This window comes from Niabella sp. CPT15-335-S11 (assembly GCF_058792415.1).
In genome coordinates this window covers 105,442-129,591 of sequence record NZ_JBYTEI010000004.1, presented here as the reverse complement: position 1 = coordinate 129,591, position 24,150 = coordinate 105,442, and the positions used below count along the sequence as shown (strand labels likewise).

At 47.1% G+C, this 24,150-nt stretch carries 24 protein-coding genes; 15 read left to right on the top strand and 9 right to left on the bottom strand.

The window, feature by feature from the left end; translation table 11 throughout:
- Positions 1 to 248: 248 nt before the first annotated feature.
- On the top strand, positions 249 to 980 hold the full coding sequence (locus AC3WS5_RS13315; RefSeq protein ID WP_492467887.1) for a hypothetical protein: 732 nt from the start codon (positions 249 to 251) through the stop codon (positions 978 to 980).
- Between the two features lie 288 nt (positions 981 to 1,268).
- Here the strand turns inward: AC3WS5_RS13315 and rsmG are convergent, their stop codons facing one another.
- The 3 genes from rsmG to AC3WS5_RS13300 all read right to left on the bottom strand — a co-directional run bounded on the left by rsmG (position 1,269) and on the right by AC3WS5_RS13300 (position 3,168).
- Entirely contained in the window at positions 1,269 to 1,931 is a 663-nt protein-coding gene (gene rsmG, locus AC3WS5_RS13310) for a 16S rRNA (guanine(527)-N(7))-methyltransferase RsmG (RefSeq protein WP_492467886.1), read from the bottom strand.
- A gap of 28 nt (positions 1,932 to 1,959) precedes the next feature.
- Positions 1,960 to 2,355: a hypothetical protein gene (locus AC3WS5_RS13305; RefSeq protein WP_492467885.1), complete on the bottom strand. Its 396-nt coding sequence runs from the start codon at positions 2,353 to 2,355 to the stop codon at positions 1,960 to 1,962.
- 93 nt (positions 2,356 to 2,448) lie between these two features.
- Positions 2,449 to 3,168 (bottom strand): pyridoxine 5'-phosphate synthase, encoded by a 720-nt coding sequence (locus AC3WS5_RS13300; protein ID WP_492467884.1) that lies wholly within the window; start codon positions 3,166 to 3,168, stop codon positions 2,449 to 2,451.
- Between the two features lie 224 nt (positions 3,169 to 3,392).
- Between AC3WS5_RS13300 and pafA the strand changes: the two genes are divergently transcribed.
- Both pafA and AC3WS5_RS13290 read left to right on the top strand, forming a co-directional pair.
- A complete protein-coding gene (gene pafA / locus AC3WS5_RS13295) occupies positions 3,393 to 5,027 on the top strand; it encodes an alkaline phosphatase PafA (protein ID WP_492467883.1) in 1,635 nt (544 codons plus the stop codon).
- Between the two features lie 23 nt (positions 5,028 to 5,050).
- On the top strand, positions 5,051 to 7,291 hold the full coding sequence (locus AC3WS5_RS13290) for a GH92 family glycosyl hydrolase (RefSeq protein WP_492467882.1): 2,241 nt from the start codon (positions 5,051 to 5,053) through the stop codon (positions 7,289 to 7,291).
- A gap of 29 nt (positions 7,292 to 7,320) precedes the next feature.
- Here AC3WS5_RS13290 and AC3WS5_RS13285 read toward each other — a convergent pair whose 3' ends face one another.
- From AC3WS5_RS13285 to AC3WS5_RS13270, 4 genes are all read right to left on the bottom strand, one after another.
- Positions 7,321 to 7,848, bottom strand: a complete 528-nt coding sequence (locus tag AC3WS5_RS13285) for a DinB family protein (RefSeq protein WP_492467881.1) — start codon at positions 7,846 to 7,848, stop codon at positions 7,321 to 7,323.
- Between the two features lie 297 nt (positions 7,849 to 8,145).
- Entirely contained in the window at positions 8,146 to 8,613 is a 468-nt protein-coding gene (rpsG, locus tag AC3WS5_RS13280; RefSeq protein ID WP_492467880.1) for a 30S ribosomal protein S7, read from the bottom strand.
- 40 nt (positions 8,614 to 8,653) lie between these two features.
- On the bottom strand, positions 8,654 to 9,028 hold the full coding sequence (rpsL, locus tag AC3WS5_RS13275) for a 30S ribosomal protein S12 (protein WP_492467879.1): 375 nt from the start codon (positions 9,026 to 9,028) through the stop codon (positions 8,654 to 8,656).
- Positions 9,029 to 9,183: 155 nt separating this feature from the next.
- Positions 9,184 to 10,248 (bottom strand): branched-chain amino acid aminotransferase, encoded by a 1,065-nt coding sequence (locus AC3WS5_RS13270; protein ID WP_492467878.1) that lies wholly within the window; start codon positions 10,246 to 10,248, stop codon positions 9,184 to 9,186.
- A 127-nt stretch (positions 10,249 to 10,375) separates the two neighbouring features.
- Between AC3WS5_RS13270 and AC3WS5_RS13265 the strand changes: the two genes are divergently transcribed.
- The 5 genes from AC3WS5_RS13265 (at position 10,376) to AC3WS5_RS13245 (ending at position 13,731) form a co-directional block, all read left to right on the top strand.
- The gene (locus AC3WS5_RS13265) at positions 10,376 to 10,909 is read left to right on the top strand and encodes a hypothetical protein (RefSeq protein ID WP_492467877.1); all 534 of its coding nucleotides are present in this window, start codon (positions 10,376 to 10,378) and stop codon (positions 10,907 to 10,909) included.
- Positions 10,910 to 10,947: 38 nt separating this feature from the next.
- Positions 10,948 to 11,535 (top strand): RdgB/HAM1 family non-canonical purine NTP pyrophosphatase, encoded by a 588-nt coding sequence (gene rdgB, locus AC3WS5_RS13260; protein WP_492467876.1) that lies wholly within the window; start codon positions 10,948 to 10,950, stop codon positions 11,533 to 11,535.
- A gap of 103 nt (positions 11,536 to 11,638) precedes the next feature.
- A complete protein-coding gene (locus AC3WS5_RS13255) occupies positions 11,639 to 12,232 on the top strand; it encodes an RNA polymerase sigma factor (RefSeq protein WP_492467875.1) in 594 nt (197 codons plus the stop codon).
- Positions 12,216 to 13,061: a hypothetical protein gene (locus tag AC3WS5_RS13250; protein WP_492467874.1), complete on the top strand. Its 846-nt coding sequence runs from the start codon at positions 12,216 to 12,218 to the stop codon at positions 13,059 to 13,061. Before AC3WS5_RS13255 ends, AC3WS5_RS13250 begins: the two co-directional genes overlap by 17 nt.
- 193 nt (positions 13,062 to 13,254) lie before the next feature.
- Positions 13,255 to 13,731 carry an acyl-CoA thioesterase gene (locus AC3WS5_RS13245; RefSeq protein WP_492467873.1) on the top strand — a complete coding sequence of 159 codons (477 nt, stop codon included), beginning with the start codon at positions 13,255 to 13,257 and terminating at the stop codon, positions 13,729 to 13,731.
- A gap of 56 nt (positions 13,732 to 13,787) precedes the next feature.
- On the opposite strand, the gene dnaJ is transcribed toward AC3WS5_RS13245, so the two are convergent.
- Together dnaJ and AC3WS5_RS13235 are read right to left on the bottom strand one after the other, a co-directional pair.
- On the bottom strand, positions 13,788 to 14,945 hold the full coding sequence (gene dnaJ / locus AC3WS5_RS13240; RefSeq protein ID WP_492467872.1) for a molecular chaperone DnaJ: 1,158 nt from the start codon (positions 14,943 to 14,945) through the stop codon (positions 13,788 to 13,790).
- 1 nt (position 14,946) lies between these two features.
- A complete protein-coding gene (locus AC3WS5_RS13235; RefSeq protein ID WP_492467871.1) occupies positions 14,947 to 15,492 on the bottom strand; it encodes a nucleotide exchange factor GrpE in 546 nt (181 codons plus the stop codon).
- Positions 15,493 to 15,799: 307 nt separating this feature from the next.
- On the opposite strand from AC3WS5_RS13235, the gene AC3WS5_RS13230 reads away from it, so the two are divergent.
- The 7 genes from AC3WS5_RS13230 to mltG all read left to right on the top strand — a co-directional run bounded on the left by AC3WS5_RS13230 (position 15,800) and on the right by mltG (position 24,147).
- Positions 15,800 to 16,387 (top strand): YceI family protein, encoded by a 588-nt coding sequence (locus tag AC3WS5_RS13230; RefSeq protein WP_492467870.1) that lies wholly within the window; start codon positions 15,800 to 15,802, stop codon positions 16,385 to 16,387.
- A 24-nt stretch (positions 16,388 to 16,411) separates the two neighbouring features.
- A complete protein-coding gene (locus AC3WS5_RS13225; RefSeq protein WP_492467869.1) occupies positions 16,412 to 17,743 on the top strand; it encodes a hypothetical protein in 1,332 nt (443 codons plus the stop codon).
- Positions 17,744 to 17,919: 176 nt separating this feature from the next.
- Positions 17,920 to 18,519, top strand: a complete 600-nt coding sequence (locus AC3WS5_RS13220) for a hypothetical protein (protein WP_492467868.1) — start codon at positions 17,920 to 17,922, stop codon at positions 18,517 to 18,519.
- A 163-nt stretch (positions 18,520 to 18,682) separates the two neighbouring features.
- The gene (locus AC3WS5_RS13215; protein ID WP_492467867.1) at positions 18,683 to 21,097 is read left to right on the top strand and encodes a hypothetical protein; all 2,415 of its coding nucleotides are present in this window, start codon (positions 18,683 to 18,685) and stop codon (positions 21,095 to 21,097) included.
- Positions 21,098 to 21,153: 56 nt separating this feature from the next.
- Positions 21,154 to 22,248 (top strand): Nif3-like dinuclear metal center hexameric protein, encoded by a 1,095-nt coding sequence (locus AC3WS5_RS13210; protein ID WP_492467866.1) that lies wholly within the window; start codon positions 21,154 to 21,156, stop codon positions 22,246 to 22,248.
- A gap of 57 nt (positions 22,249 to 22,305) precedes the next feature.
- Positions 22,306 to 23,058, top strand: a complete 753-nt coding sequence (locus AC3WS5_RS13205; protein ID WP_492467865.1) for a zinc ribbon domain-containing protein — start codon at positions 22,306 to 22,308, stop codon at positions 23,056 to 23,058.
- A gap of 66 nt (positions 23,059 to 23,124) precedes the next feature.
- A complete protein-coding gene (mltG, locus tag AC3WS5_RS13200) occupies positions 23,125 to 24,147 on the top strand; it encodes an endolytic transglycosylase MltG (RefSeq protein WP_492467864.1) in 1,023 nt (340 codons plus the stop codon).
- Positions 24,148 to 24,150 lie beyond the last annotated feature (3 nt).

Below are 24,150 nucleotides of genomic sequence, written 5' to 3'. Positions count from 1 at the left end.
TCAATAGGGGATAAAGTATCCATTTTGATTGTACGGTGAAAATGCGTACATTTTTATAAAAAATATGGCTTCATCCTGCTTCCCACATCTGGAAAAATGATTCTTTCCATCAAGACCATTGAGCAGCTTATTCAATAAGATGGCTTTTCTTTTCTTTAGTCAGCCGACCAGGATAGCCTGAATTAGGTATTGCCAACCTGTAGGTCGGGCTTTAATTTTGTTCGATTATTAAAGTCTAAACATACATTATGAAACTCACTAAACTAAGCCTCTTGCTTTTTATAGCAGTATTTGGTCTATTTATTAGTTGTAAGAAAGGTGATCAGGGTCCTCCGGGGGCGACTGGTCCGCAAGGCGCTACTGGAACGCAGGGTCCCGCCGGAACTCCCGGTGCGACCGGAACCCAGGGTCCGGCAGGAACTCCGGGTGCAACCGGTCCGCAGGGAACCGCGGGGACGCCGGGAGCAACAGGCGCTACAGGACCCGCAGGCGCTACAGGAGCACAGGGACCTGCTGGTCCCGCTGGTACGGCCAATGTCCAGTATTCTGATTGGTTTACACCCGCCGCCCTTACGGTGTCCACAAAGTTTGGTGTGATTAATTTTGACTATAACAAAGCAGCGTCTGCGATCACTCAGGAAATCCTGGATAAGGGAACTGTTCTGGTATATGGGAAGCTGAACGGTTACAATGCTACCCTGTGGCCGACAGACCAGACGGCGGTGCTTCCCATCCACGTCTATTACATGAGTGGTACTTCCACAAATATTGACACCTGGTCGGCGGATGCAACACTCGGAAATATTAAAATAAATTTAGTTAGCAGTACCAATGCGTATTCAAATGATGGAGCCATCAATCACAGCCATTCTTTCCGGTATGTAATTATTCCGGGCTCAGTGAGAGTGGCGGTGACCAACGGACCGCTCAGCAGCCTGAGTTATAGCGAGCTTTGCAATGCTTTGAATATTCCGAAGTAGGGAGGCGCTTGACTTTACCCGCCGCCTGAACGTATCTTTCAGGACGCCCGCCCGGACGATAGGTTCGCCGCGGCCGACGGGGGCGGGAACGCTAAATGTTACCCGCCTATCGGTTTGCCCTCCTCCGGCGGGCAGGCTTGCCGAAGGTAAGCAGGCAAGGATGCCAGATCCCTGATCAGAACCTATAAGCAGCCATAAGAAAATAAATGTAATGATCGCATGATAGTGTATTATAACGGATAGTAGTGTATTGTAATATGTGATTTGTTGTGTAATTTAAAAAGCAAATCATCGGCGCTGGACATAAAGCAGGTATTTTTCATTGAAAAAAGGCTCGTCATAAAGTACGTTTAAAGGCAGGACGAACGGATCGGCATTGCTTTCCCCGATCTCCTGCTTCAGGTCGCCGCCTTTGAGGCATATAAGGCCTGGCGGGAATTGAGCGCCCGGAGTTAAGGCGGTGTTTTTTATGTTGATTTTCGCCTTTCCAATACGGAGAAGCGGTTTGCTCCAGGACATCAGATCTTTCAGTGGCGCTACCGCCCTGGAGACCACATAATCAAATTTTTGATGATGGATATCTTCCACCCGGCTGTGCAGGGTACGGACATTGGTCAGTCCGATTTCCTTTGCAACGGCTTCGGCTACTTTTATTTTCTTGCCGATGCTGTCGACGAGGGTGAACTGCACTTCGGGCGAAAAAATGGCTAGTGGTATTCCGGGGAATCCGCCTCCCGTCCCGAGGTCCAGGATTTGTTCACCGGGACTGAAGGGAATAACTGCGGCAATAGCCAATGAGTGCAGGACGTGCCGTTCATATAGGCTGTCGATATCCTTGCGACTCACAACATTGATCTTCTCATTCCAGTCACGGTACAGGCCCTCTAACGCCCGGAACCGACTAATTTGCGTATCGTTAAGATCGGTGAAATATTTTTCGATAATTTCCATCAGGGCAAAGATAGCCTTCGCCACTGAATCACCTCCTCCCTCTCCGGCGCTGGTACCTGTCGGAGTCGGGGTCGCTGGTGGGCAGCGGCGGATCAGGTTTTTGTTTGATCCAGATGGTGGTCTGGCGAGTAGTCTTGGGATTATCTTTTAAAGAAACCGAAACAGTCACTTTACTAACGGCTGGTTCTGCCGGCAGCACCAGGCTATTGCCTTCAAAACGTCCGTAATCGGTTGAGAAAACAAGCTCTTTATCAGTAAGCGGTTTCCAGCGCCCGTTGCTCAGCTTCCCATCAACATTGATATAATTGTACGTGCCTTTTTTCAGGCTGTCGGTGTAAAGATTGATATGAATACTCTCAATCGATTGCGCGCCGGCGCTAAATGCGGCGCAACATATTAAAGTCGTCAATATGAACTTCATCATCATGGTGGATTGTCAATTCATAGACGATCCGCCCAATTAAAAAGTTGGTCGCCCGCTACTGTTCAGTATAGCCGGGCTATTGCGTTATAGTTCTCAGCCCATTAACTGCCGTTTGTAGAGCTGGATTGTATTTTCAAAACCGAGGTAGAGGGCGTCGCTGATCAGCGCGTGGCCGATACTGACCTCATCCAGCCAGGGGATATTTTGGCTGAAGAACTGGAGGTTCTTCAAATCAAGATCGTGACCCGCATTCAGCCCCAGGCCCAATTCTCTCGCTTTTTCGGCCGCTCGCCGGTAAGGCGCGATAGCAGCTTCTTTTCCCTCGTGGAAATGGCGCGCATAACCTTCGGTGTACAGCTCAATCCGATCGGTGCCGGTTTCCCCAGCGCCTTCAACCATCCGTATTTCGGGATCGACAAAAATAGAAACCCGGATCCCGGCTTCTTTAAATACCCGGATGATCTCCTGCAAATATTTTTGGTTTTTGATGGTATCCCAGCCATGGTCCGAGGTGAGTTGTCCCAGGGCATCAGGTACCAGTGTCACCTGGTCGGGTTTGGTCTCCAGCACCAGTTGTACAAATTTATCTTCCGTACAATTCCCTTCAATATTAAATTCTGTAGTAATAATTTTTTTCAGCTCTCTGACGTCCGCGTAACGGATATGTCTTTCATCGGGGCGAGGATGCACGGTAATTCCATCGGCGCCAAAGCGCTGTGCATCGATAGCCATTTGAATGAGGTCGGGAACGTTCCCGCCGCGCGAGTTTCTGAGCGTCGCTATTTTGTTGATATTTACCGACAGTCTGGTCATAGTTAAATAGTTTGAATATAATTTACATCAGGAAAACTACAAAGGTATTGATCCCGTGGAATCACACAGGAAATGTGGATCAGGAGCCATTTTCCGCGGGATGCTGACCTGATATAGCCTCTTCGCTCATTGGTAACAGTTTCTTAATAGGAACATGTAGTTTCGCTGGCTCATTGTCTCCCTTTTATCATCAGGTATTCCTTATTTTTGGCGAAAACATACTGATGAAGAAGTTGTATTTGCTGCTAGCCCCTTTGATGTTATTACTACCCGCTTTTGCCCAGTCCCAGTCGCCCGAAAAACCGAAGAGGCCAAAATTGGTCATCGGCCTGGTAGTGGATCAGATGCGATGGGATTTCCTGTATCGTTACGCCGATCGCTATGGCACAGGCGGATTTAACCGGTTGCTGGAAAAAGGATTCAGTTGCGAGAACACGTATATCCCCTATACACCCACCTATACAGCCGCAGGACATGCCAGCATCTATACCGGTTCGGTGCCCGCTATCAACGGGATCGTCGGCAACAACTGGTACAGCCGCCAAAATAATAAATCCGTTTATTGTACAGATGACGATGGCGTGCAAACCGTCGGTAGCAACTCTAAAGCCGGATTGATGTCTCCAAAGAATCTCTGGACCTCAACCGTTACTGATGAACTCCGGCTGGCCACCAATTTCAAAAGTAAAGTCGTAGGCATTGCGCTTAAAGACCGCGGAGCCATCCTGCCTGCAGGTCATGCAGCCGATGCAGCCTACTGGTTTGATAACGCATCCGGTAGCTGGATTACCAGCACCCACTACATGAAAGAGCTCCCGCGATGGGTGAAGGAACTGAATGACAAGAGTCTGCCCGACAAATACATGGCGGCAAACTGGAACACCCTTTATCCAATAAATACTTATACTCAGAGTACGGCCGATCAAAAGGATTATGAAAATGAATTGGGAGGATCAAACAGTTTTCCTCACCAAACTTCAACAATCGGGCGCGACAATAAATATGAGGCCTTCCGTACAACACCGTTCGCCAACACTTACACGTTTGATATGGCAAAGGCTGCCATAGAAGGGGAGAAGCTGGGACAATGCGCAAGCACAGATTTTCTGGCGTTGAGTTTTTCGTCGCCGGATTATATCGGGCACGCATTTGGTCCCAATTCCATTGAAGCGGAAGACTGCTACCTGAGACTGGACCGCGACCTGGCTTCCTTTCTGACTTATCTGGATACGAAGATCGGCAAAGGCGAATACCTGGTTTTCCTTTCTGCGGACCACGGTGTGGCGCATGTCCCGGGGTTTCTGAAAGAACATAAGATTCCTGGCGGCACGGTAAGTGAATCAGGACTAAAGGCCGAATTGAATGGTCAGGCTGAGAAAAAGTTTGGGGCAAAGGATCTGGTCACAACCATCATCAACTACCAGGTGTATTTGAACCTGGCATTGCTCAAAGAAAAAGAACTGGACCGGGAAAAAGTGATCGCTTTTCTTCAGGAGCAACTGATGAAAAATCCTGCGATCGCCTCCACCGTGGATCTGGAGGAACTGGGTGAGTCGAACCTGCAAGCCACCCTCAAAGAACGGTTGACGAATGGATATAACGCGGCACTAAGCGGAGACCTGCAGTACATTTTCAAGCCGCAGTGGTTTCATGGGGGATCGAAAGGAACCACACATGGATTATGGAATCCTTACGATAGTCATATACCTTTGCTGTTTTACGGGTGGGGCATCAAACCCGGCCGTACTTATAGGGAGGTGTATATGACCGATATCGCTCCTACCATTGCAGCGTTGCTGAAGATTCAGGAACCAAACGGTAATGTAGGAAAAGTGATCGGTGAAGTCATGGTTAAATAACATAAAATCATAAAATAACGACAATGCCTAGCCGTAATTATCTGCTGATACTTCTTTTGTTTGTTGCTCCTGGCGTTTTATCTGCCCAGCAAAAGAATGCGACCAATAATGATGTCTTATCATTTGTAGACCCGACCATTGGCAATGTAGGTCGCCTGCTTGAACCTACCAGGCCTACCGTTCAATTGCCCAATCAAATGATCCGGGTTTATCCGTTAAGAGCTGATTACCTCGACGACCAGATTTCAGGCTATCCGCTGATTGTTGTCTCGCACAGACAGGGCGGGGCTTTCAGGATCAAGCCCTGGAACGGCCCGCTGACCAAAGAAAGCTGGTCTAAACGACTCACCTACGACCACGATCTGGAGGTAAACAGACCCTGGTATCACACATCCAGCTTTATTGAAAATGGTATGAAGGCGGAGTTTGTCCCGGGGAAAAAGACAGGCATCTTCAGGTTTGATTTTTTGAATGCTGCGAATAAAAACTATTTGCTACTGAATAATATGAACAGGGGTGCATCATCGTTTCGTTCAATCTCCCCCAACGAAATCGAAGCAACAGAAACATATCATGGCGATATAAACGTGTACCTGTATGCAAGAACCAGCGAAAAGGCCGTGACAGGTTTTTTGGAAGATGGAACGATCGTGAGGGGAAATGAAACGAAGGGTAACAACTTCATGGCATACCTGGAATTTCCGGAAGGCAAGAATAAATCGATCGAATTCAGGTATGCCATTTCCTATGTGAGCCCGGAGCAGGCCAGGCTGAGCTATAATAAAGAATTTGAAAACGCTGATTTCAATGACTTCAAAGCCAGTGCAGGAGCAGCATGGAGAAAAGTGATCGGGCAAATAACGGTTGATGGCGGGACGCTGCAACAAAAAAGATCTTTCTACACCGCGCTTTACAGATGCTATGAGCGCATGGTGAACATCAGTGAAGACGGTAAGTATTACAGCGGTTTTGATAAGCAAATCCATCAGTCCGGCAAACCATTTTATGTGGATGACTGGGCCTGGGACACCTACCTCGCCCATCACCCGTTGCGGATGATCCTGAACCCCGCCGCCGAAACAGATATGCTGAATTCCTACGTGGCTATGTATCAGCAAAGCGGCTGGATGCCTACGTTCCCGGTGCTTTACGGCGATCATGCCTGTATGAACGGCTTTCACTCTTCGGTTGTCTTCCTGGACGCCTATCGCAAAGGACTGAGAAATATTGACTTTAAAACAGCCTACGAGGGCATGTATAAGAACGCTACTCAGGCCACAATGATACCCTGGAGAAACGGACCGAAAACGCCGCTGGACGATGTATATCTGACCAAAGGATATTTCCCGGCGCTCAGACCCGGGCAGCCTGAGACAAATAAAACCGTTGATCCGTTCGAAAAGAGACAGGCTGTTGCTGTCACCCTGGGAGGCAGCTACGACGATTGGGCAGTGGGTGAATTGGCGAAGGAACTTGGATTGCAAAGTGATTACAAGGCTTTGTTTAACAGAAGATATAACTATAAAAACTTATGGAATAAAGAGTATGGGATGTTTATACCCAAAGATGAGGAGGGCGCCTGGATCAGGATCGATCCCAAGTTTGATGGTGGCCCGGGCGGAAGGGATTATTACGATGAAAATAACGGCTGGACCTATATGTGGCAGGTCCAGCAGGATATCGATGGGCTGATCGGATTAATGGGCGGGAAGACCGGCTTTGAGCAGAAGCTGGATCAGTTGTTCCGCGAACCTCTGGGCAGGAGCAAATGCGAATGGTGGAATAAATTTCCCGATGGGACGGGGATGGTTGGGCAGTTCTCCATGGGGAATGAGCCCAGTTTTCATATTCCCTACCTGTTCAATTACGCGGGCGCTTCGTGGAAAACACAAAAGTGGATCAGATTCCTGTTAGATACCTGGTTCAAGGATAATATTTTCGGTATCCCCGGAGATGAAGACGGCGGCGGGATGTCGGCATTTGTCGTGTTCTCTTCGCTTGGATTTTATCCGGTAACACCCGGGTTGCCTGTGTATACGATCGGAAGTCCGGTTTTTGAAAAATCGGCGATTAGATTACCCAACGGAAAATCATTTACCATCATCGCTAAAAACAGTTCGCCGGTTAATAAATATATCCAGCACGCCACATTAAATGGCAAAACCCTGAACAGGCCCTGGTTTACGCACACGGAACTGACGCAGGGCGGGACCTTGTCATTGTCGATGGGTCCGCTGCCGAATAAAAACTGGGGTAGAGAATGATCATTTATAAACGAATGTAAAGGTTGGCTTCAGGCTTTTAGGTTTTGTTCTGATGCCTTTGCCTTCAACACCCTTGAGGTCACCAGAAGCTGTCCGGTATGTCGCATAGTATGTTCAGCTGCATGAAAACAGAGGCCAATGACGGTTGAGGGCAGTTCCATGCGGCCAACTCCCCTGTGTTCAAGAAGGCTTTCTGCAGAAAAATTTTTCATCCGTTCAATAGCTGTTCCAACGGCCTGTTCCACCCGAAGGCGTAGTACGTGGGTGGATGCACTGCTGGTCAGCTTTTCCTGCCTGAGGTATTCCAGTTGTTGCTCATTCAGTTGCCTGCCTTCCGCATAAGTCAACAGCCGGTCCAGCACTCCGGGGATATGCAGCAGGTGAAAGCCTACTGAAGCCACACCTCCGGGCCTTTCCCATAACAGGTCGTCGCTAAAATCGCTGAGGAGGCCCTCAATTTCTTCCCGGGCTTCCAGGAGGGTGTTTACAGGTGGTTGGAGTAAAGGAGTGATGTTTTTGGTGGTTTCGCCTCTAAGCCAGACTTCTTTCTTTTCCATGGATCATTGCTTTATTGCAAGTTAAGACTTTTAATCAGATAAAAATATCCGATTAAAATAAATTAACGGATTCGGACCGTGTACTCGAATTGTGTCTGATCACGAGATTTTCTGATCACGAGTCGGTTGGAGCTTAATGGCAAATCGGGGAGGATATAAAAACAAAATCCCTGTTCATTGCTGGACAGAGACTCTGATCGTGCGATGTTCAGAGCTTAGGCGCAAATCGGGGGAGGATATTAAAACAAAATCCCTGTTCATTGCTGAACAGGGACTCTGATTTAAAGCAAGTTTATACTAGATCCTGAAATGGGCAAACGCCTTGTTTGCTTCGGCCATCCGGTGTGTATCTTCTTTCTTTTTGTAGGCGGAACCTTCGCCTTTGCTGGCTGCAACGATCTCGTTGGCCAGTTTATCTGCCATGCTGCGCCCGTTGCGGTCGCGGCTGTAGCGGATCAGCCATTTGATGCTGAGGGAGACCTTCCTGTCTGCCCGAACTTCTGCAGGTATCTGGAACGTGGCGCCTCCAATACGGCGGCTGCGTACTTCTACAGAAGGCGTAACGTTTGCCAGCGCTTTTTTCCACACTTCGTATCCATCTTCACCAGTCTGCTTGCTCACTCTTTCCAAAGCTGTGTAAAATATAGTATAGGCCCCGCTCTTCTTTCCTTCCCACATGAGGTTATTGACAAAACGGGTAACCATTTTGTCATTATATCTTGGATCGGGAGCGAGAGGTAATTTTTTGGCTTGTGCTTTACGCATTATAGTAAAATTTTTTAATTATCAGAGTTCTAAAGAAGCCTTATTTCTTTACTTTTTTAGTTCCATATTTGGACCGGCTTTGTTTGCGGTCTTTTACACCTGCTGTATCCAGGCTCCCACGTACGATGTGATAACGTACACCCGGCAGGTCTTTCACCCTTCCGCCGCGGATCAGTACGATGGAGTGTTCCTGCAGATTGTGCCCTTCACCCGGAATATAAGCGATAACCTCGATCTTGTTGGTCAGACGAACTTTTGCAACCTTACGAAGTGCAGAGTTCGGTTTTTTAGGTGTTGTGGTGTACACACGGGTGCAAACACCCCTGCGCTGAGGCGACTGATCTAGTGCCCTTGATTTGCTCTTTGCCCGGATTATTTGTCTCCCTTTACGAACTAATTGATTGATAGTAGGCATTCTTTTGCTTTAAATTTTATCCCCTTAAAATTTGGGAGGCAAAGGTAAGATTTACGCCGCAACTAAACAAATTATAAAAATTTTTTTACGGGAATGCCATACTGCCCCGGCTTCCTGAAGGGGGAAACGATAAGGTCTGGGAGCATTTGGAGCTGCTAAACGCGAACCAGCCAGTCGTATTTGTCTTCCACTTTACCTTCTTTGTAATCCAGCAGGTATTTTTTCATTTTTGCAGAAACGGTCATTTTATCCACATCTAAGGTCATTACCTGGTCCCGGTACTTCAGCTCCCGGACATGGGAGATGGTAGCCGCGGTACCAGCACCAAATACTTCTTTCAGGCTGCCATCATGGTATGCACTGATAATTTCATCGATGGATATCCGTCTTTCCTCTACGGTGTAGCCCTGGTCTTTGAACAACCTGATCAGGCTTAAGCGGGTAATTCCACCTAAAATGGTACCGTCATTCAGATCGGGGGTCAATATGGTATCGCCAATCATGAAAAAGATATTCATGGCGCCTACTTCCTGTACATATTTGTGTTCAAAAGCATCCATCCACAGGACCTGATCGTAGCCGGATTTCCGGGCCTCAGCCGAGGAAGCCAGCGAAGCAGCGTAATTTCCACCTGTTTTAGCCATTCCGGTGCCACCCGGAGCTGCCCGCGTGAATTTTTCTTCCACATAGATCCTGGCAGGCGCAGCGAAATAGGAGCCTACGGGCCCAAGAATGATCAGGAATTTATAGCGATTAGCTTCCTTTACACCCAGGGTTTCTTCGCTGGCGAACATAAAGGGCCGGATGTAAAGCGATTCATCGTAGCCCGAAGGCACCCAGGCCCTGTCGAGCGCGATTAATTGCTTCATCCCGTCAATAAAAAGTTCTTCGGGGACTGTGGGCATAGCCAAACGGACCGCGGAATTATTGAACCGTTTAAAGTTTTCATCAGGTCTGAATATATGGATATTCCCCTGCGGATCTTTTTGAGCCTTCAGGCCTTCAAAAATTGTCTGCGAGTAATGCAAAACGGAAAGTGCAGGTAGGAACCCCAGTTCCTGGTAAGGTCTGATCCTGATATTTGTCCATTCGCCATTGAACCAATCGGCCTCCAGCATGTGGTCCGTAAAATACTTTCCAAAGCCCAGGTTGTCAAAATTTGTCTGGGTAATTTTACTCATCTTTGCTTTTTCTACCGGTATTTCTGTCGTCTCTATCATAAGTGCTTATTTCTGTCAATGGGCATAAAGGTACGGAGACAGGCGCAAAAAACCGGGGTGTCCTGTCATTTTATTGACAGGATTTTTGAAGACCCCCTCGTTGTTTTGTTCCGGTACAAGATCAGTTATGGATTTGAATGAAGTAAAATTGACCCCTTTTCTGCTCAGCCGGTTGTACCCGGATGTGTTGGTTTCGTCACCGGAAAACCAGGATTCCTCGGATGGTAGCCTGCGTCTGACGGGTATTGATGAGGGTAGATCTGAAGTTCCTGCATGGATTTGCCTGGGAGCCAATAAAAAATTAGTTACCGTGGCCGTGCGGGTTCCGGGAGTAACCCATTTGCCTGATGACCAGTTTGAACTGTTGACAAAGATGCTGAAGGCCTGCCGGCTGGGACTGGAAGATGTGGCGATCGTGAATCTCGTACACTATGATGGCATATCCGGAAACCAGATCATGGAGCATTTTAAAACGCGGGTAGTTCTGTTGTTTGGGATCACGCCGGGGCAGTTTGGCTTCCCATTTGAGATTCCCCATTTCCAGCCACAACAGTTCGCGGATGTTCAGTTGATCCATGGTCCTGCTTTGTCGGAACTGCCTGCCGACCATGATGCCAGGGCAAAACTTTGGGCGGGGTTGCGGACTATCTTCTCGGTTTGATCCGTTTAGCCGTCCTGAATTAATAAATAAATATACAGATGAAATTGATATTTGCTACGAATAACCCACACAAGGTGCGGGAGATCCGCGAGGCTCTTGGCGGCGCTTTTGAAATCATTAGTCTCAAGGAAGCGGGTATTGACAAGGAAATTCCCGAGCCCCATGACACGCTTGAGGCCAACGCCTCTGAGAAATCAGAAACAATATATGCGTTAACGGGTCTGAATTGTTTCAGCGAGGATACCGGGCTGGAAGTCGAAGCGTTGCAGGGAATGCCGGGAGTATTAAGTGCAAGGTATGCTGGGGAGAATGCCAGTTATGCTGATAATGTGGAAAAATTACTGAAGGAGATGAAGGGACAGGCAAACCGGAAGGCGCGGTTCAGGACAGTTATATCATTGATCATCAATGGTGTGGAATCCAGGTTTGAAGGCATTTGCGATGGCACGATCACGGATTCTCCCAGCGGAACCGATGGTTTTGGATACGATCCGGTTTTCATGCCGGAGGGAGCCGACCGGACTTTTGCGGAAATGTCGCTCGAAGAAAAAAACAGGTACAGCCACCGGGCGCGGGCTGTTCAAAAACTGGTCTTATATTTGAATAATCAAATAGTTAGAAGATAATTCCGAAGATTGATTTTAAATTTGTTCACAGAATCGGAGCAATCGCGGGGAAACGGGAAAATACCTGCGGAAAGGATTTTCTTTCAAACAAAAATTAAAAAACTTGGATCTAGAAAGCAACCATACCGTGTCGGAAAGCGACTTAATCAGAGGATGCATTGATGGAGACCGCAGGATGCAGGAAGAATTGTACAGGCGATTTTCTCCAAAAATGTATGCAGTTTGCCTTAGATATGCCTCCAATGCTGACGAAGCCCAGGATATTTTACAGGACGGCTTCATTAAAGTGTTCAAGAAACTGGAGAGCTTCCGGGGCGAGGGTTCGTTTGAGGGTTGGATACGCCGGATATTTGTAAATACAGCCATTGAACATTTCCGGCGGAAAAAATATATGCAGCCGGTGACCGAGAGAGAAGAAAATACCATTGAGGGTAAATACATTTCGGTTTTGGACGAACTCGCAGAAAAGGATATCCTTCAATTGGTGACGCAGTTGTCACCCGGTTACAGAACGGTGTTCAATATGTATGTGGTAGAAGGTTATTCGCACAAAGAGATCGGGGATATGCTGGGTATCAGTGAGGGGACCAGTAAATCACAATTATCGAGGGCAAAAGCTATCCTGCAGGATCTGGTAAAAAAATACATTGAAAACAGAGAAAAAACTATAAGAACAGACCATGAACAGCCATCATAAACTATATGATTTTGAGGTTACGCCTCCGGCTGAGGCATGGGATCGGATTGCCGCGGAACTGGAGGGTATCAATACCTATCATGAAATCTCAAAAAAGCTTGCCAACGCGGAAATGGATCCGCCCCCGGGGATCTGGGATAAAATAAGCCAGGAGTTACATGAAGATAAATCTTTTGATATTGTCGCAAATAAACTGCGGGCTCTGGAGATGGATCCGCCGGCGGGAGCCTGGAATGAAATCGAAAAAGCTATCAACCCCACAGACCGCGCTACGCGGCCTGCACCTGTTTATTCCATCAGGCGGCGGAATATTAAATATGCAGTGGCAGCGGCGGTGATCGGTCTGGTGGGGATTCTCTTTTATTATCTTTCTATAAGCACTTCAAAAGATGCTGATGTGATCATTGCTAACTGGGAAAAAGAAAACATTCAGGAGCTTCAATCAACGCCACCTGCCAGGATCCCGGAAACTAAATCTCAAAGCGCTACTCAGAAATCACCATCTGGTGAAAATATTGCGAAGACCGGAGGTATTAGCGGGCTGGAAAATCTGAAAACGGGTCATCGGAATGTGTATGCTCCCTCTTTTGAGAAGAACCGCGAAACACAGGGCAGATATATTGTGCTGATGACAGAAGGCGGCGACGTGGTTCGCATGTCAAGAAAATTCGGAACGATGGCCGACTGCATAGCCGGTGAAAACCCGGGAGCTGATTGCAGCAATCAGATTGCCAAATGGCAGGAAGAACTGGCCAGTGCGCCGGTCAGTTCAACGCCTGATAACTTGTTGGACATCCTGGATCTGGCCAACAGGGAACAAGGGCTTTAAGAGGATTTCTGTTTAAATATTTCTGTAAAATTTAATGATGGGACAGCCGCCGTGCGACTGTCCATGAATAACATCGACTACGGGATCGGCGAGCAAGTTACCCCACCACCATTTTCCTCATTTTATTCAATTCCTCAGCGGATTTAGTCCGGTTCCCTTCACGGCGTTAGCGGATTGCACGTAACTTTGAAGGATGGCAAGATTGAAAATTCCTGTTCCGCCGGACTTGAAATTTACGACGCGGATTCCCGTCCGGATCACGGATCTTAATTACGGAAGACATGTAGGCAATGATGCCCTGCTGAGCCTGATTCATGAGGTCAGGGTTCAGTTCCTGAAACAGCATGGTTATACCGAAATGGATCTGGAAGGAGTGGGGCTGATCATGGCTGATGTTGCCATCGAATTTAAAAATGAATTGTTTTACGGAGATACCGTCATTGCTGCTGCCGGCGCCGGCGATTTTCAAAAGGTAAGTTTTGATATTTTTTACCGGCTGGAAAAAGAATCCGATGGAAAAAGAATCCTGGTTGCACTTGCCAAAACGGGTTTGGTTTGCTTTGATTATAACCTCCGAAAAGTAGTTGCCGTGCCTGAAAAGGTGGTGGAGACTTTAGACGCTAGATATTACCCGCCCGTACCGAACGGTACGTTCGGGCGGGGACGTTAGATTTACTTAACACATCATGCTTATCAAATGTCTTAACCTCAGCCTAAACTTAAGACTTAATTAAACATATCCCTGATCTTGTCGAAGAAACCTTTTTCGGTTTTTTCGGGACTTGGTTTAATATTAGGTGAGTCGGATAATTTTTCGAGAAGGTCTTTTTCCTCGTCAGAGACGGTTTGCGGTGTCCAGACATTGATCTGTATGAGCTGATCGCCTTTTTCGTAATGCGAATGCACATTGGGGAATCCTTTACCTTTCAATCTGAATATCTTTCCGCTTTGCGTTCCCGGTGGAATCTTGATCTTGGCCCGCCCATCAATCGTGGGAACCTCTACACTGGTTCCAAATACAGCATCAGTAAAGGAAATATATAAGTCGTAGGCTACATTCAGTCCTTCGCGTTGGAGGTCTTTGTGCTGTTCTTCTTCAATCAACACGATCAGGTCACCAGGCATACCGCCCCGCTCGCCGGCATTTCCTTTTCCGGTTACGTTCAACTGCATACCGGCCTGTACGCCGGCCGGCACGTCAATGGAGATCGTTTCTTCGCTGTAAACCCTTCCTTCACCGCGGCAGGTGTTACACTTGGCTGTAATAATAGTGCCTTCCCCATTGCAAGTGGGACAGGTCGTCACAGTCTGCATCTGCCCCAGAAAAGTATTCTGGACCTTCCTCACCTGGCCGCTTCCATGGCAGGTAGAGCAGGTTTGAATACTACTCTTATCCCTGGCACCGCTTCCATTACAGGTGGAGCAGGTTACGTGCTTCCTGACCTTTATATTTTTTGTAACGCCTTTGGCAATCTCTTCATAATTCAATTTCAGTTTCACCCGCAGGTTACTGCCTCTGATCCCCCTGGCTCTTTGTCCGCCGCTCCGGGCTCTTCCGCCACCAAAGAAACTTCCAAACAGGTCATCCCCGAATACATCGCCGAACTGACTGAAGATATCCTCCATGTCCATGCCGCCACCAAATCCGCGCCCGCCGCCACTCACGCCGGCATGCCCATACCTGTCGTATTGAGCCCGCTTGTCCTGATCGCTCAGCACTTCATAGGCTTCGGCTGCTTCTTTGAACTTTTCTTCAGCAGATTTATCACCCGGGTTTCTGTCGGGATGGAACTGCATCGCCACCTTCCGGTAGGCTTTCTTTATCTCATCAGCACTGGAAGATTTTACTACTCCCAGAATTTCGTAATAATCTCGTTTTGACATGCTATTTTCCTACCACCACTTTGGCATGGCGGATAATTTTATCATTCAGGTAGTAGCCTTTGTTAATCTCATCCAGAACCTTGCCTTTCAGATTTTCGTCAGGAACAGCAATAATAGAAATAGCATCGTGCAATTCGGGGTCGAACTCTTTGCCTACCGCTTCCATTACTTTAAGCCCTCTTGACTGTAAAATATTCCTGAACTTATTGAAAATTAATAATATACCTTCTACGCCGGCAGTATCTCCCATTTTTTCAATCTGGGGTCCCGCCCGGTCGATATCGTCAAGCACTTCCAGCAGATCTGAAATAATGTCTTTTCCCGCCGTCTGAAACAACTCGAGTCTTTCCTTCGCTGTTCGCTTACGGAAATTATCAAACTCGGCAGCGAGCCGGAGATACTTGTCACGGCTTTCATCCAGCTCACTCTGGAGCCCATCCAGCGCAGATTCGCCAATCGGATCATTGAGGTGTTCCGTTCCGCTCAGGTTCTCGTCCGCATTGATATTCAGGTTCTCCTCGTTATTATTTTTTGCATGTTCCATCATGAAATTTCAATTTACGCTGAGGTAAAAAATACGATAACCTGCAAAGTCAGACAATAATACTGCCAACCGGTAAATTTTAGACAAAATGACGGTTCAGGCTTAAAATCAAGGTTGGAATGTCAATTTCCTCTCACCCGAGCTCAGGCTAACTGCCCTTTCTGCAGCCGTCCTGCATCCGCGCCGAAACGATATTTTTCTCCATATGACGAAAATCATAAATTAACAAAGGTTTAATCATTGATTGTCCCGTGTATTAGGGACATTTTTGCATTACGAAGTTGAAACATTAAAACAAAAACAAAATAAAATGAAAAAATTACTCCTGATTTTAGTCCTCTCAGCCTTTGGATTAGTCACTGTATCTGCGCAAAGTACATACAAACTCGTGCCTTCTGCAACTAAAAATCTGGTAAAAGGAACTTCCAATTTGCACGATTGGCGCTGCATAGTGGAACAGCAGAGTGGTACGGCAGTTATCAACACCGCAGGTGCATTTGAAATCAAATCACTTAACGTTAAAATGGTCACCAAATCAATAAAGAGCATCAAGGAAAACGGAAGCTATTACGAAGAAGGCATGGATAAAAACACCTATAAAGCCCTTCAGGCCGACAAGTTTCCCGAAATCGTGTATACCCTGGCCGACATTACGGGTGTTAAAACGACCGGGAATACATCCAACTTCCATGCAACAGGTAATTTAACTGTAGCCGATAAAACCAATAAACTTACATTCCCCGTGAAAGCTACTGTTGAAGGAAACAAAGTGGTATTTACAGGTTCCGTAAAATTCAAAATGACTGCTTTTGGTATTGCACCACCTAAAGCACTGCTGGGCACCATCAAATGTGGTGATGAAGTGACGATCGTGTTGAATGCTACATTCCAGAAATAATAACCAAATTAAAAAATCCAATTTATGAAACGTTTATCATTAATTCTTCTTGGTGTTGCTGGTTTTACTACGGTGACGCTTGCACAGGATGAGACCTTTATCTCAAAACTCCAGCCGGAGATTCAATATACCCGGCCGGGAGACAAAACGGGTCTCAACGTGTTCGAAACTTCAAAAGACAACAAGATCCCTTACGAAGGACTGAAAGTGAAGTTTGGAGCAGGGTTTACCCAACAATTTCAAACCCTTAGTCATTCAAATTCAGGTGCGGTAGCCATGTACCCCAGGCTGGCCCCGGGTTTTGGCGTTGCCCAGGCCAATCTGATGACCGATGTTCAGCTTGCTGACGGTATCAAACTGAACCTGGAAACTTACCTGTCTTCCAAACACCACAACGAATCATGGGTAAAGGGCGGTTATATCCAGTTCGACAAACTTCCGTTCAAAGGTCAGTTCTGGGATGATCTGATGAAGTTTACAACGATCAAAGTAGGACACATGGAGATCAACTATGGTGATCAGCACTTTCGTCGTTCCGATGGAGGTAATACCATCCACAACCCATTCGCTGAGAACTACATCATGGATGAATTCGCAACAGAAGTCGGGGGTGAGATTTACTTGCAACACAATGGCTTCCTGGGTATGGTGGGTGTTTCCAATGGTTTGATCAACGGCGGATACCAAAGTCCGCTATATTTTGATTCAACTGCCAGATCTCCAAAAGGCACTTACCGCAATCCTTCCGTTTACCTGAAGGGTGCTATTGATAAAGAAATCGGCGAGGTAAGGTTAAGGGGTTCTGCATCTCTTTACTTCAATAATAATGACGGACGCAGTACGCTGTTTGGCGGCGATCGTACAGGTAGCAATTACGCTTACGTGATGGAGCCCGCTAACGCCACCTACGCTGGAAATCCGTTTTCCGGAAGGTTTAATCCCGGATTGAGTAACCAGATACGTGCTGTCATGCTGAACGGTTTCATGAAAGCTTACGGATTTGAACTTTTCGGAACCTACGAAAATGCAAAAGGCCGCGATAACGCAGAAAGATTTAACGGATACCCCGAAAGGTCTGTTAACCAATTCGCCATCGATGCTATTTACAGGTTTGGTGCCAAAGAAAAAGTGTTTGCCGGTGTGCGCTACAATACGCTGAAAGGTGAACTCCTTCGTATCAACCCGAATGATCAGCAGATAAATCGTGTGGCCTTTGGCGGCGGTTGGTTCCTGACGAACAATATTCTGCTGAAAGCTGAATACGTAAATCAGCAGTATAAAGACTTCCCGACGAACAGCATCTTGAGAGATGGTAAGTTCAAAGGAGCTGTTATTGAAGCAGTAGTTGGATTTTAGATGAGAAAAACGACGATCAAAAAACCGGATTTGTATCCGGTTTTTTTATTATTTTTAATTTCTGGAACTGCCCCTTTAATGAGAAAACCGGGTTGAGTGACCATCGTGTATTTTTAATTTAAAATAGCCAGCATATTTTAGGATAATAACCGGTTTTTTAACTTATGATGGATCCAATGAAGAGTGCACTGTATATCTCCTGGCTTTTGTTGCTGATCTTTGCCTGTAACTACCAGCCCCTCGCGCAGTCTTACAACGTTAAACTGAACAAAAACTCCACGTTCAAAATCCGGGGATCCTCCAATGTGAATAAGTTTGTATTTACCTATTCCGGATTTATTGGAGACGCAGAGGTGGTAAACCTGGAACATCAGGAAAACCGGATCAATGTCTCCGGAAACACCCGCCTGGTCTTGCGGGTAGACGACTTTAAGCCCTCCAATCCACTCATGACCCGTGACTTCAGGAAGATGCTTCACCACCGCGACCATCCTGCGATAGAAATAGAACTGGTCAGAATTTTTCCCAACACCGGCGACCCCGACAAAGTGTTTGCCATGGTCATACTGACCATTGCCGGAACGAAAAGGCTGGAAGTGATGCCGCTCAAGATCCGGCGATCCGGCGAATACATACATTGTTCAACCGTGTATGCCATCTCCCTGAAAAGATATAATCTGGAAGCTCCGGTCAACGTGATGGGGTTTGTGAATGTCAACGACGAAGTGCAAATCGAGCTGCAGGTTGGGTTAACCTGCAAACCCATCAAAAAATAGCCCCCCAAAAAGCACCGCGTCGTTTTTTTCCGTATATTTATAGGTGGGTCTGGCAGCAAGGGTCGTTCGTGAACCTCAGGACTCGTTTCTCCGGGGCATTTGGGCTGAGTTTTTGCTATCGGACCGGAAGTTGAAAAATACAGGAATAAATCACCGCACACCTATGATATCAAATCAATTAAGCTTTAGCCGGCTTTTAATGCTTTTGCTTTGGTTGCTATGGGTCCCTTCAATACGGGCTCAGAACCAGGCGGGATTGCTGGATTCCCTTAACAGGCGAATTCCTATTGAGAAACTGTACCTGCAACTCGATCGGGATCTCTATTTTTCCGGGCAGGAAGTCTGGTTTAAAGGCTACTTCATGTCAGGTTTTCTGCCTTCGGCCAGCAATTCCACGCTTTTTGTCGAACTGCTGAACAACCAATCCGCTTTAATCCTCAGAAAGGTCCTGCCTGTTTTTGGGGCTGTTTCCTACGGTGACTTTAAGCTGCCCGATACACTGTCAACGGGATCTTATCAATTGCGCGCATACAGTCCCCTGATGCTTAATTACGATAAACAGTTCCTGTTCAGCCGCAGGATTGAGGTCTTTGGCAGGGAGAAAGCTTTGAATGAAGAAAACAAAATTTCGACCGCATTGCAGATCAGGTTTTTTCCCGAAGGTGGTAATCTGGTCGCCGGTCTTTCAAATAATATTGCTTTTAAGGCCACCGATGCGCACGGTTTGCCCGTTGATGTCCACGGTCTGATAAAAAGTCAACGGGGAGAAACAATTACTACTTTCAGCAGCTTCCACGACGGCATGGGAGTTTTTACAATGATCCCCGGCTCCGGAGATAGCTATTACGCAGTTATTGAGCCGTCGGCAACAAATCTTAAAACGAGTCTGCCTGAAGTCGCGCAGGAAGGTATCGCACTGGCCATCCGGAATGTAGCTGATGGGAAAGACTTCAGGTTGGAGCAAAAGGGACGGAATCCTGCATTTAAACCCGCTTACCTGATCGGGCAAATGCAGCACCAGGTAGTCTTTAAGCACCCGCTGAGCGGTGCCGGCACCGGATTCCATGGTCTTATCCCCACTTCCCGGCTTCCCTCTGGGATATTGCAGATCACCGTCTTCAATGCATCAGGTATGCCCCTGGCAGAACGGCTGACATTTATCGATAATAAAGAATACAGACTTCCTTTCCGGATGAAGGTGGATACCCTGCAAACCGCAGCCCGGAAACTCAATCATTTTTCACTCCTTCTGTCCGACTCGGTGACGGGGAATTTTTCTGTATCCGTAACCGACGCGGACTTCGATCTTCCTGGTAACCGTGGTGCCAATATCTGGTCGGAATTCCTGCTGTCGAGCGACATTTCCGACTACGTGAATCGACCTGCCTGGTATTTTTCGGGAAACGATTCTACCGACGGAGCGATGGATCTGCTTATGATGACAAACGGGTGGCGGCGTTTCAAATGGACTGATCTCGCTGCCAATAAAATGCCATCGCCGCAATATAAAGATGAGGCCTACATTTCATTGTCCGGTCAGGTAAAACTGCGGGGATCGAAAAAATCATTCGCCGACCGCGACCTGATGGTCTGGGTAACAACGCCCGACTCGGCGCGTTCCCTGCAACTGGTAAAAACAGATGCCCAAGGCAGGTTCAGGATGGATTCGATGGTATTTTTCGATAAGGCAAAGATCCTTTTTTCAGATGTGATGGGGGAGAAAAGCCGTTTTATCACCGTACGACTAAACCGCGATTCATTATACCATGCTTATGATCTGCCACCCCTCCATATACCCATTGCGGGGATATCTTCCAGTAGTTCGGGTCCGGTGAATAACATGTCGCTTGCCCATCGCGATTATGTCAGGGGAGAGGGTCTGATGCTGGATAATGTGACGGTACACGGGATCAGGAACAGTACCAGTCAGCTTGAAGCCAGGTATATGAGCCCATTGTTCGCCGGTGGCATCAACGCTAAAACCTTCGATCTTACCCGGGAATTTGTTCCCCAGATCAATTTGTTTGAATACCTGATGGGAAGGGTTGCCGGGCTAACGGTTGTGAGAGACCGGGCCAGTTTTGATCATTACTCATTATACTATCGCCAGGCGGGGCTGAGCCGGCCGATGCAGCTTTATCTGGATGAAATGCCTGCGGACGCCTCAATGATTTCTTCAATACCTGTGAGCGAGATCGCCTTAGTTAAATTATATCCCAATTTTATCGGAGCGCCGGGCGGAGGTGCAAATGGCGTGCTGGCGGTCTATACAAAAAGGGGTAATGAGCTTAATGACTATTTTGACCAGACCGGTGAAATTGTAGATTACAACGGCTACAGCATCATCAAGGAATTCTACCAGCCGGATTATTCCCGGCCAGTCGAAAACCGGTTTGCTGATTACCGGCTTACGCTTGACTGGAACCCGGAAGTTTATGTGAATGGCGTGAACCCGGTGATTCCGGTGAGGTTCTACAATAACGACCGGACCAGGAAATTCAGGGTGGTAGCGGAAGGTATTACCAGCGATGGTAGGTTGTTGATGTCTGAATCCGTCATTGAACCGGGAAAACGGTAAATTTGCCGGATTAACAAATTCCCGTATATCAGTCACGCTAAAGTTAACCAGTGATTATGAAGATTTCTGACATCATGGCCTTTCTTGAAACCCTTGCCCCGCCTTCATTGCAGGAACATTACGACAATGCGGGCCTGCTTACCGGCCAGGAGGCCTGGAATTGCACAGGTATATTATGTTGCCTCGATGCAACCGAGCCGGTCATTGATGAAGCAATAGAAAAAGGATGTAACCTGGTGGTGGCGCACCACCCCATTGTATTTTCAGGATTAAAGAAATTAAATGGCAAAAGCTATGTGGAGCGGGTTGTGATCAAAGCGCTGAAAAATGATATTTGCATTTATGCAATCCATACTAACCTGGATAATGTGCTGGACGGCGTGAATCAAAAGATTGCCGAGAAAATCGGCCTTAAAAACCACACCATTCTTCTCCCCAAAAAGGGCCAGCTTAAAAAACTTTACTACTATGTCCCTGCGGATCATGCAGAGAAAGTGATGAATGCGGTGTTTCAGGCAGGGGCGGGACATATCGGCCAGTACAGTGAATGTAGTTTTTCTGCACCTGGGTCAGGTACCTTCAAGCCCGAAGCTGCGGCCAACCCTTTTGTTGGTGAGACTGGAATCCGCCACGTGGCGGACGAGCTGAAGACGGAAATCCTGTTTCCGGCCTGGCGGGAGACGGAAATCCTGTCAGCACTAAAAGCAAGTCATCCTTACGAAGAAGTCGCCTATGAGATCATCTCGCTGGAAAACGACCATCAGCAACTGGGGTCCGGGGTTGTGGGAGAATTACCGGAACCGATGGATGAGCCGACGTTTTTGTCGTTGCTAAAAGAAAAGTTCGGGCTGGCAGTCATACGGCATACGGCGCTTAGAGGAAAAAAAATCAGAAAAGTGGCGGTTTGCGGTGGGGCAGGAAGCTTCCTGATAGAGAGAGCAATCAATTCAGGATCAGATATTTACATTACAGCTGACCTGAAGTATCACGAATTTTTTGACGCAGATGGCCGCATAATTCTGGCTGATATCGGCCATTTTGAAAGCGAGCAGTTTACGATTGATCTACTGGCAACACATTTAGAAAAAAAATTCCCTAACTTTGCCGTCCTTAAAACCGGCGTAAATACCAACCCGGTAAACTATTTTTAATCTGGGGAACTCTTTCCGAAATGGTACCCGGATTAAATTTCAAATTGAAATGACAATATGCCGCAATTAAAAGAATTCTCGATTGAAGAAAAACTCAGCTCGCTGATTCGCCTGCAAAAAATAAACAGCAAGCTCGACGAGATCAAAATATTAAAAGGCGAACTTCCGATGGAAGTAGCTGACCTGGAGGATGAAATTCACGGGCTGCACGCCCGGCAAACCCGTATCGAAGAAGAGATCAATGGCGTTACGGAGTTTATCGAAGATCGTAAGAACGTGATCAAAGAAGCAGAGTCTCTGATCAAGAAATACGAGAAGGACAGCGAGAATGTGAAGAACAACAGAGAGTTTGAGGCAATCAATAAGGAAATTGAAATGCAGCAGCTCGATATCAAGTTGGCTGAAAAACATATTAAGGACGCCAATGAGGAAATAGCTGATAAGGTTTTATTATTAGAAAAGGCCAAGAAAAATATTGGCGCCAAAGAGAGCGCGCTCGAGGTGAAAAAAGGCGAACTGGAGAAGATCATCGTAGCCAACGAAAAAGACGAGAAACATTTTTTAAGTCTGTCTGCCAAAGCGAAAGAAGAGGTTGAGCCGCGCCTGCTGGCCAGCTACGAAAAGATCCGGGGTAATTTCAGGAATGGTTTGGCTGTGGTACCCGTAGTCAGGGATGCCTGCGGAGGCTGCTTCTACGCTATCCCCCCTCAGAAACAAAGTGAGATCAAACAGCATAAAAAGATCATCGCCTGCGAAAACTGCGGCCGTATCCTCGTAGATGAAGATCTAAACAGCACCGTTGATCTGTAGAAACTATTTTTTTCTTTTTTTATTTTCCCCTGACCACCTGGCAGGGGTTTTTTGTAAATTGCCCGGATGAAGGTATTTAGATTAAAATTCCTGCTCATTGTATTATTGCTAATCGGAATATTTGCAGGATACAAGCTTTTCGGACCCACCGTGCACAAACCTGAAAAAGGGTTTTTGTTTGTAAAGACCGGGACCAACCTGAGCGGACTTAAACAGCAATTGATGGAGGAAAAGATCGTCGGGGGGCTTTTTTGGTTTAAGCTGACTTCGAAGTTTGTGGATTTCAAGAAAGTCAGGCCCGGGAGATATGCTGTTCCCAGCGGAATGAGCATTTTCAGCCTGGTACGAAATCTGCGTAACGGTCACCAGCAGCCGGTAAACTTTGTGGTGACGAAAATCCGGACCAAAGAGCAACTGGCTGGCAGGATCGGAAAGGCCTTTGAATGCGACTCACTTTCCTTTATCAGTTTTTTGAATAATAATGATTCTCTCCGGGAATATAATCTGGACAGTAATACCGCCATGGCTGCTGTACTTCCGTTAACTTATACTACCCTGTGGAACACCACGCCGGGAGCGGTTTTCAGAAAGTTTGTCACTGCCTATAAACAGTTTTGGACACCCGCAAGGGAGCAGAAAGCAGCGGCCTTAGGCCTGACCGCACCCCAGGTAGTGACGCTTGCGTCGATCATTGACGAAGAGTCCAATGCCAGTGCAGAAAAAGGAAATATCGCCAGCACCTACCTGAACCGCCTGGCTAAAGGGATGCCGCTGCAGGCAGATCCAACTGTAAAATTCGCGCTTAAGGATTTCGGGATAAAAAGGGTTCTGCGCAAGCATTTGGAGGTGGTCTCGCCTTACAGTACTTATAAGAACAGAGGTCTCCCTCCCGGACCGATCTGTACACCCCTGGAGAAGACTGTGGATGCAGTGCTAAACGCACCTAAAACAGATTATCTTTATTTCGTGGCCAATAAGGCTTTTGATGGGACTCACGTTTTTTCTACGAATTATGCGGATCATCTGGTATATGCAAGGCAGTACCAGGAAGAACTCAATAAACGGTTTGGTAAAACGACACCAGAATAATCA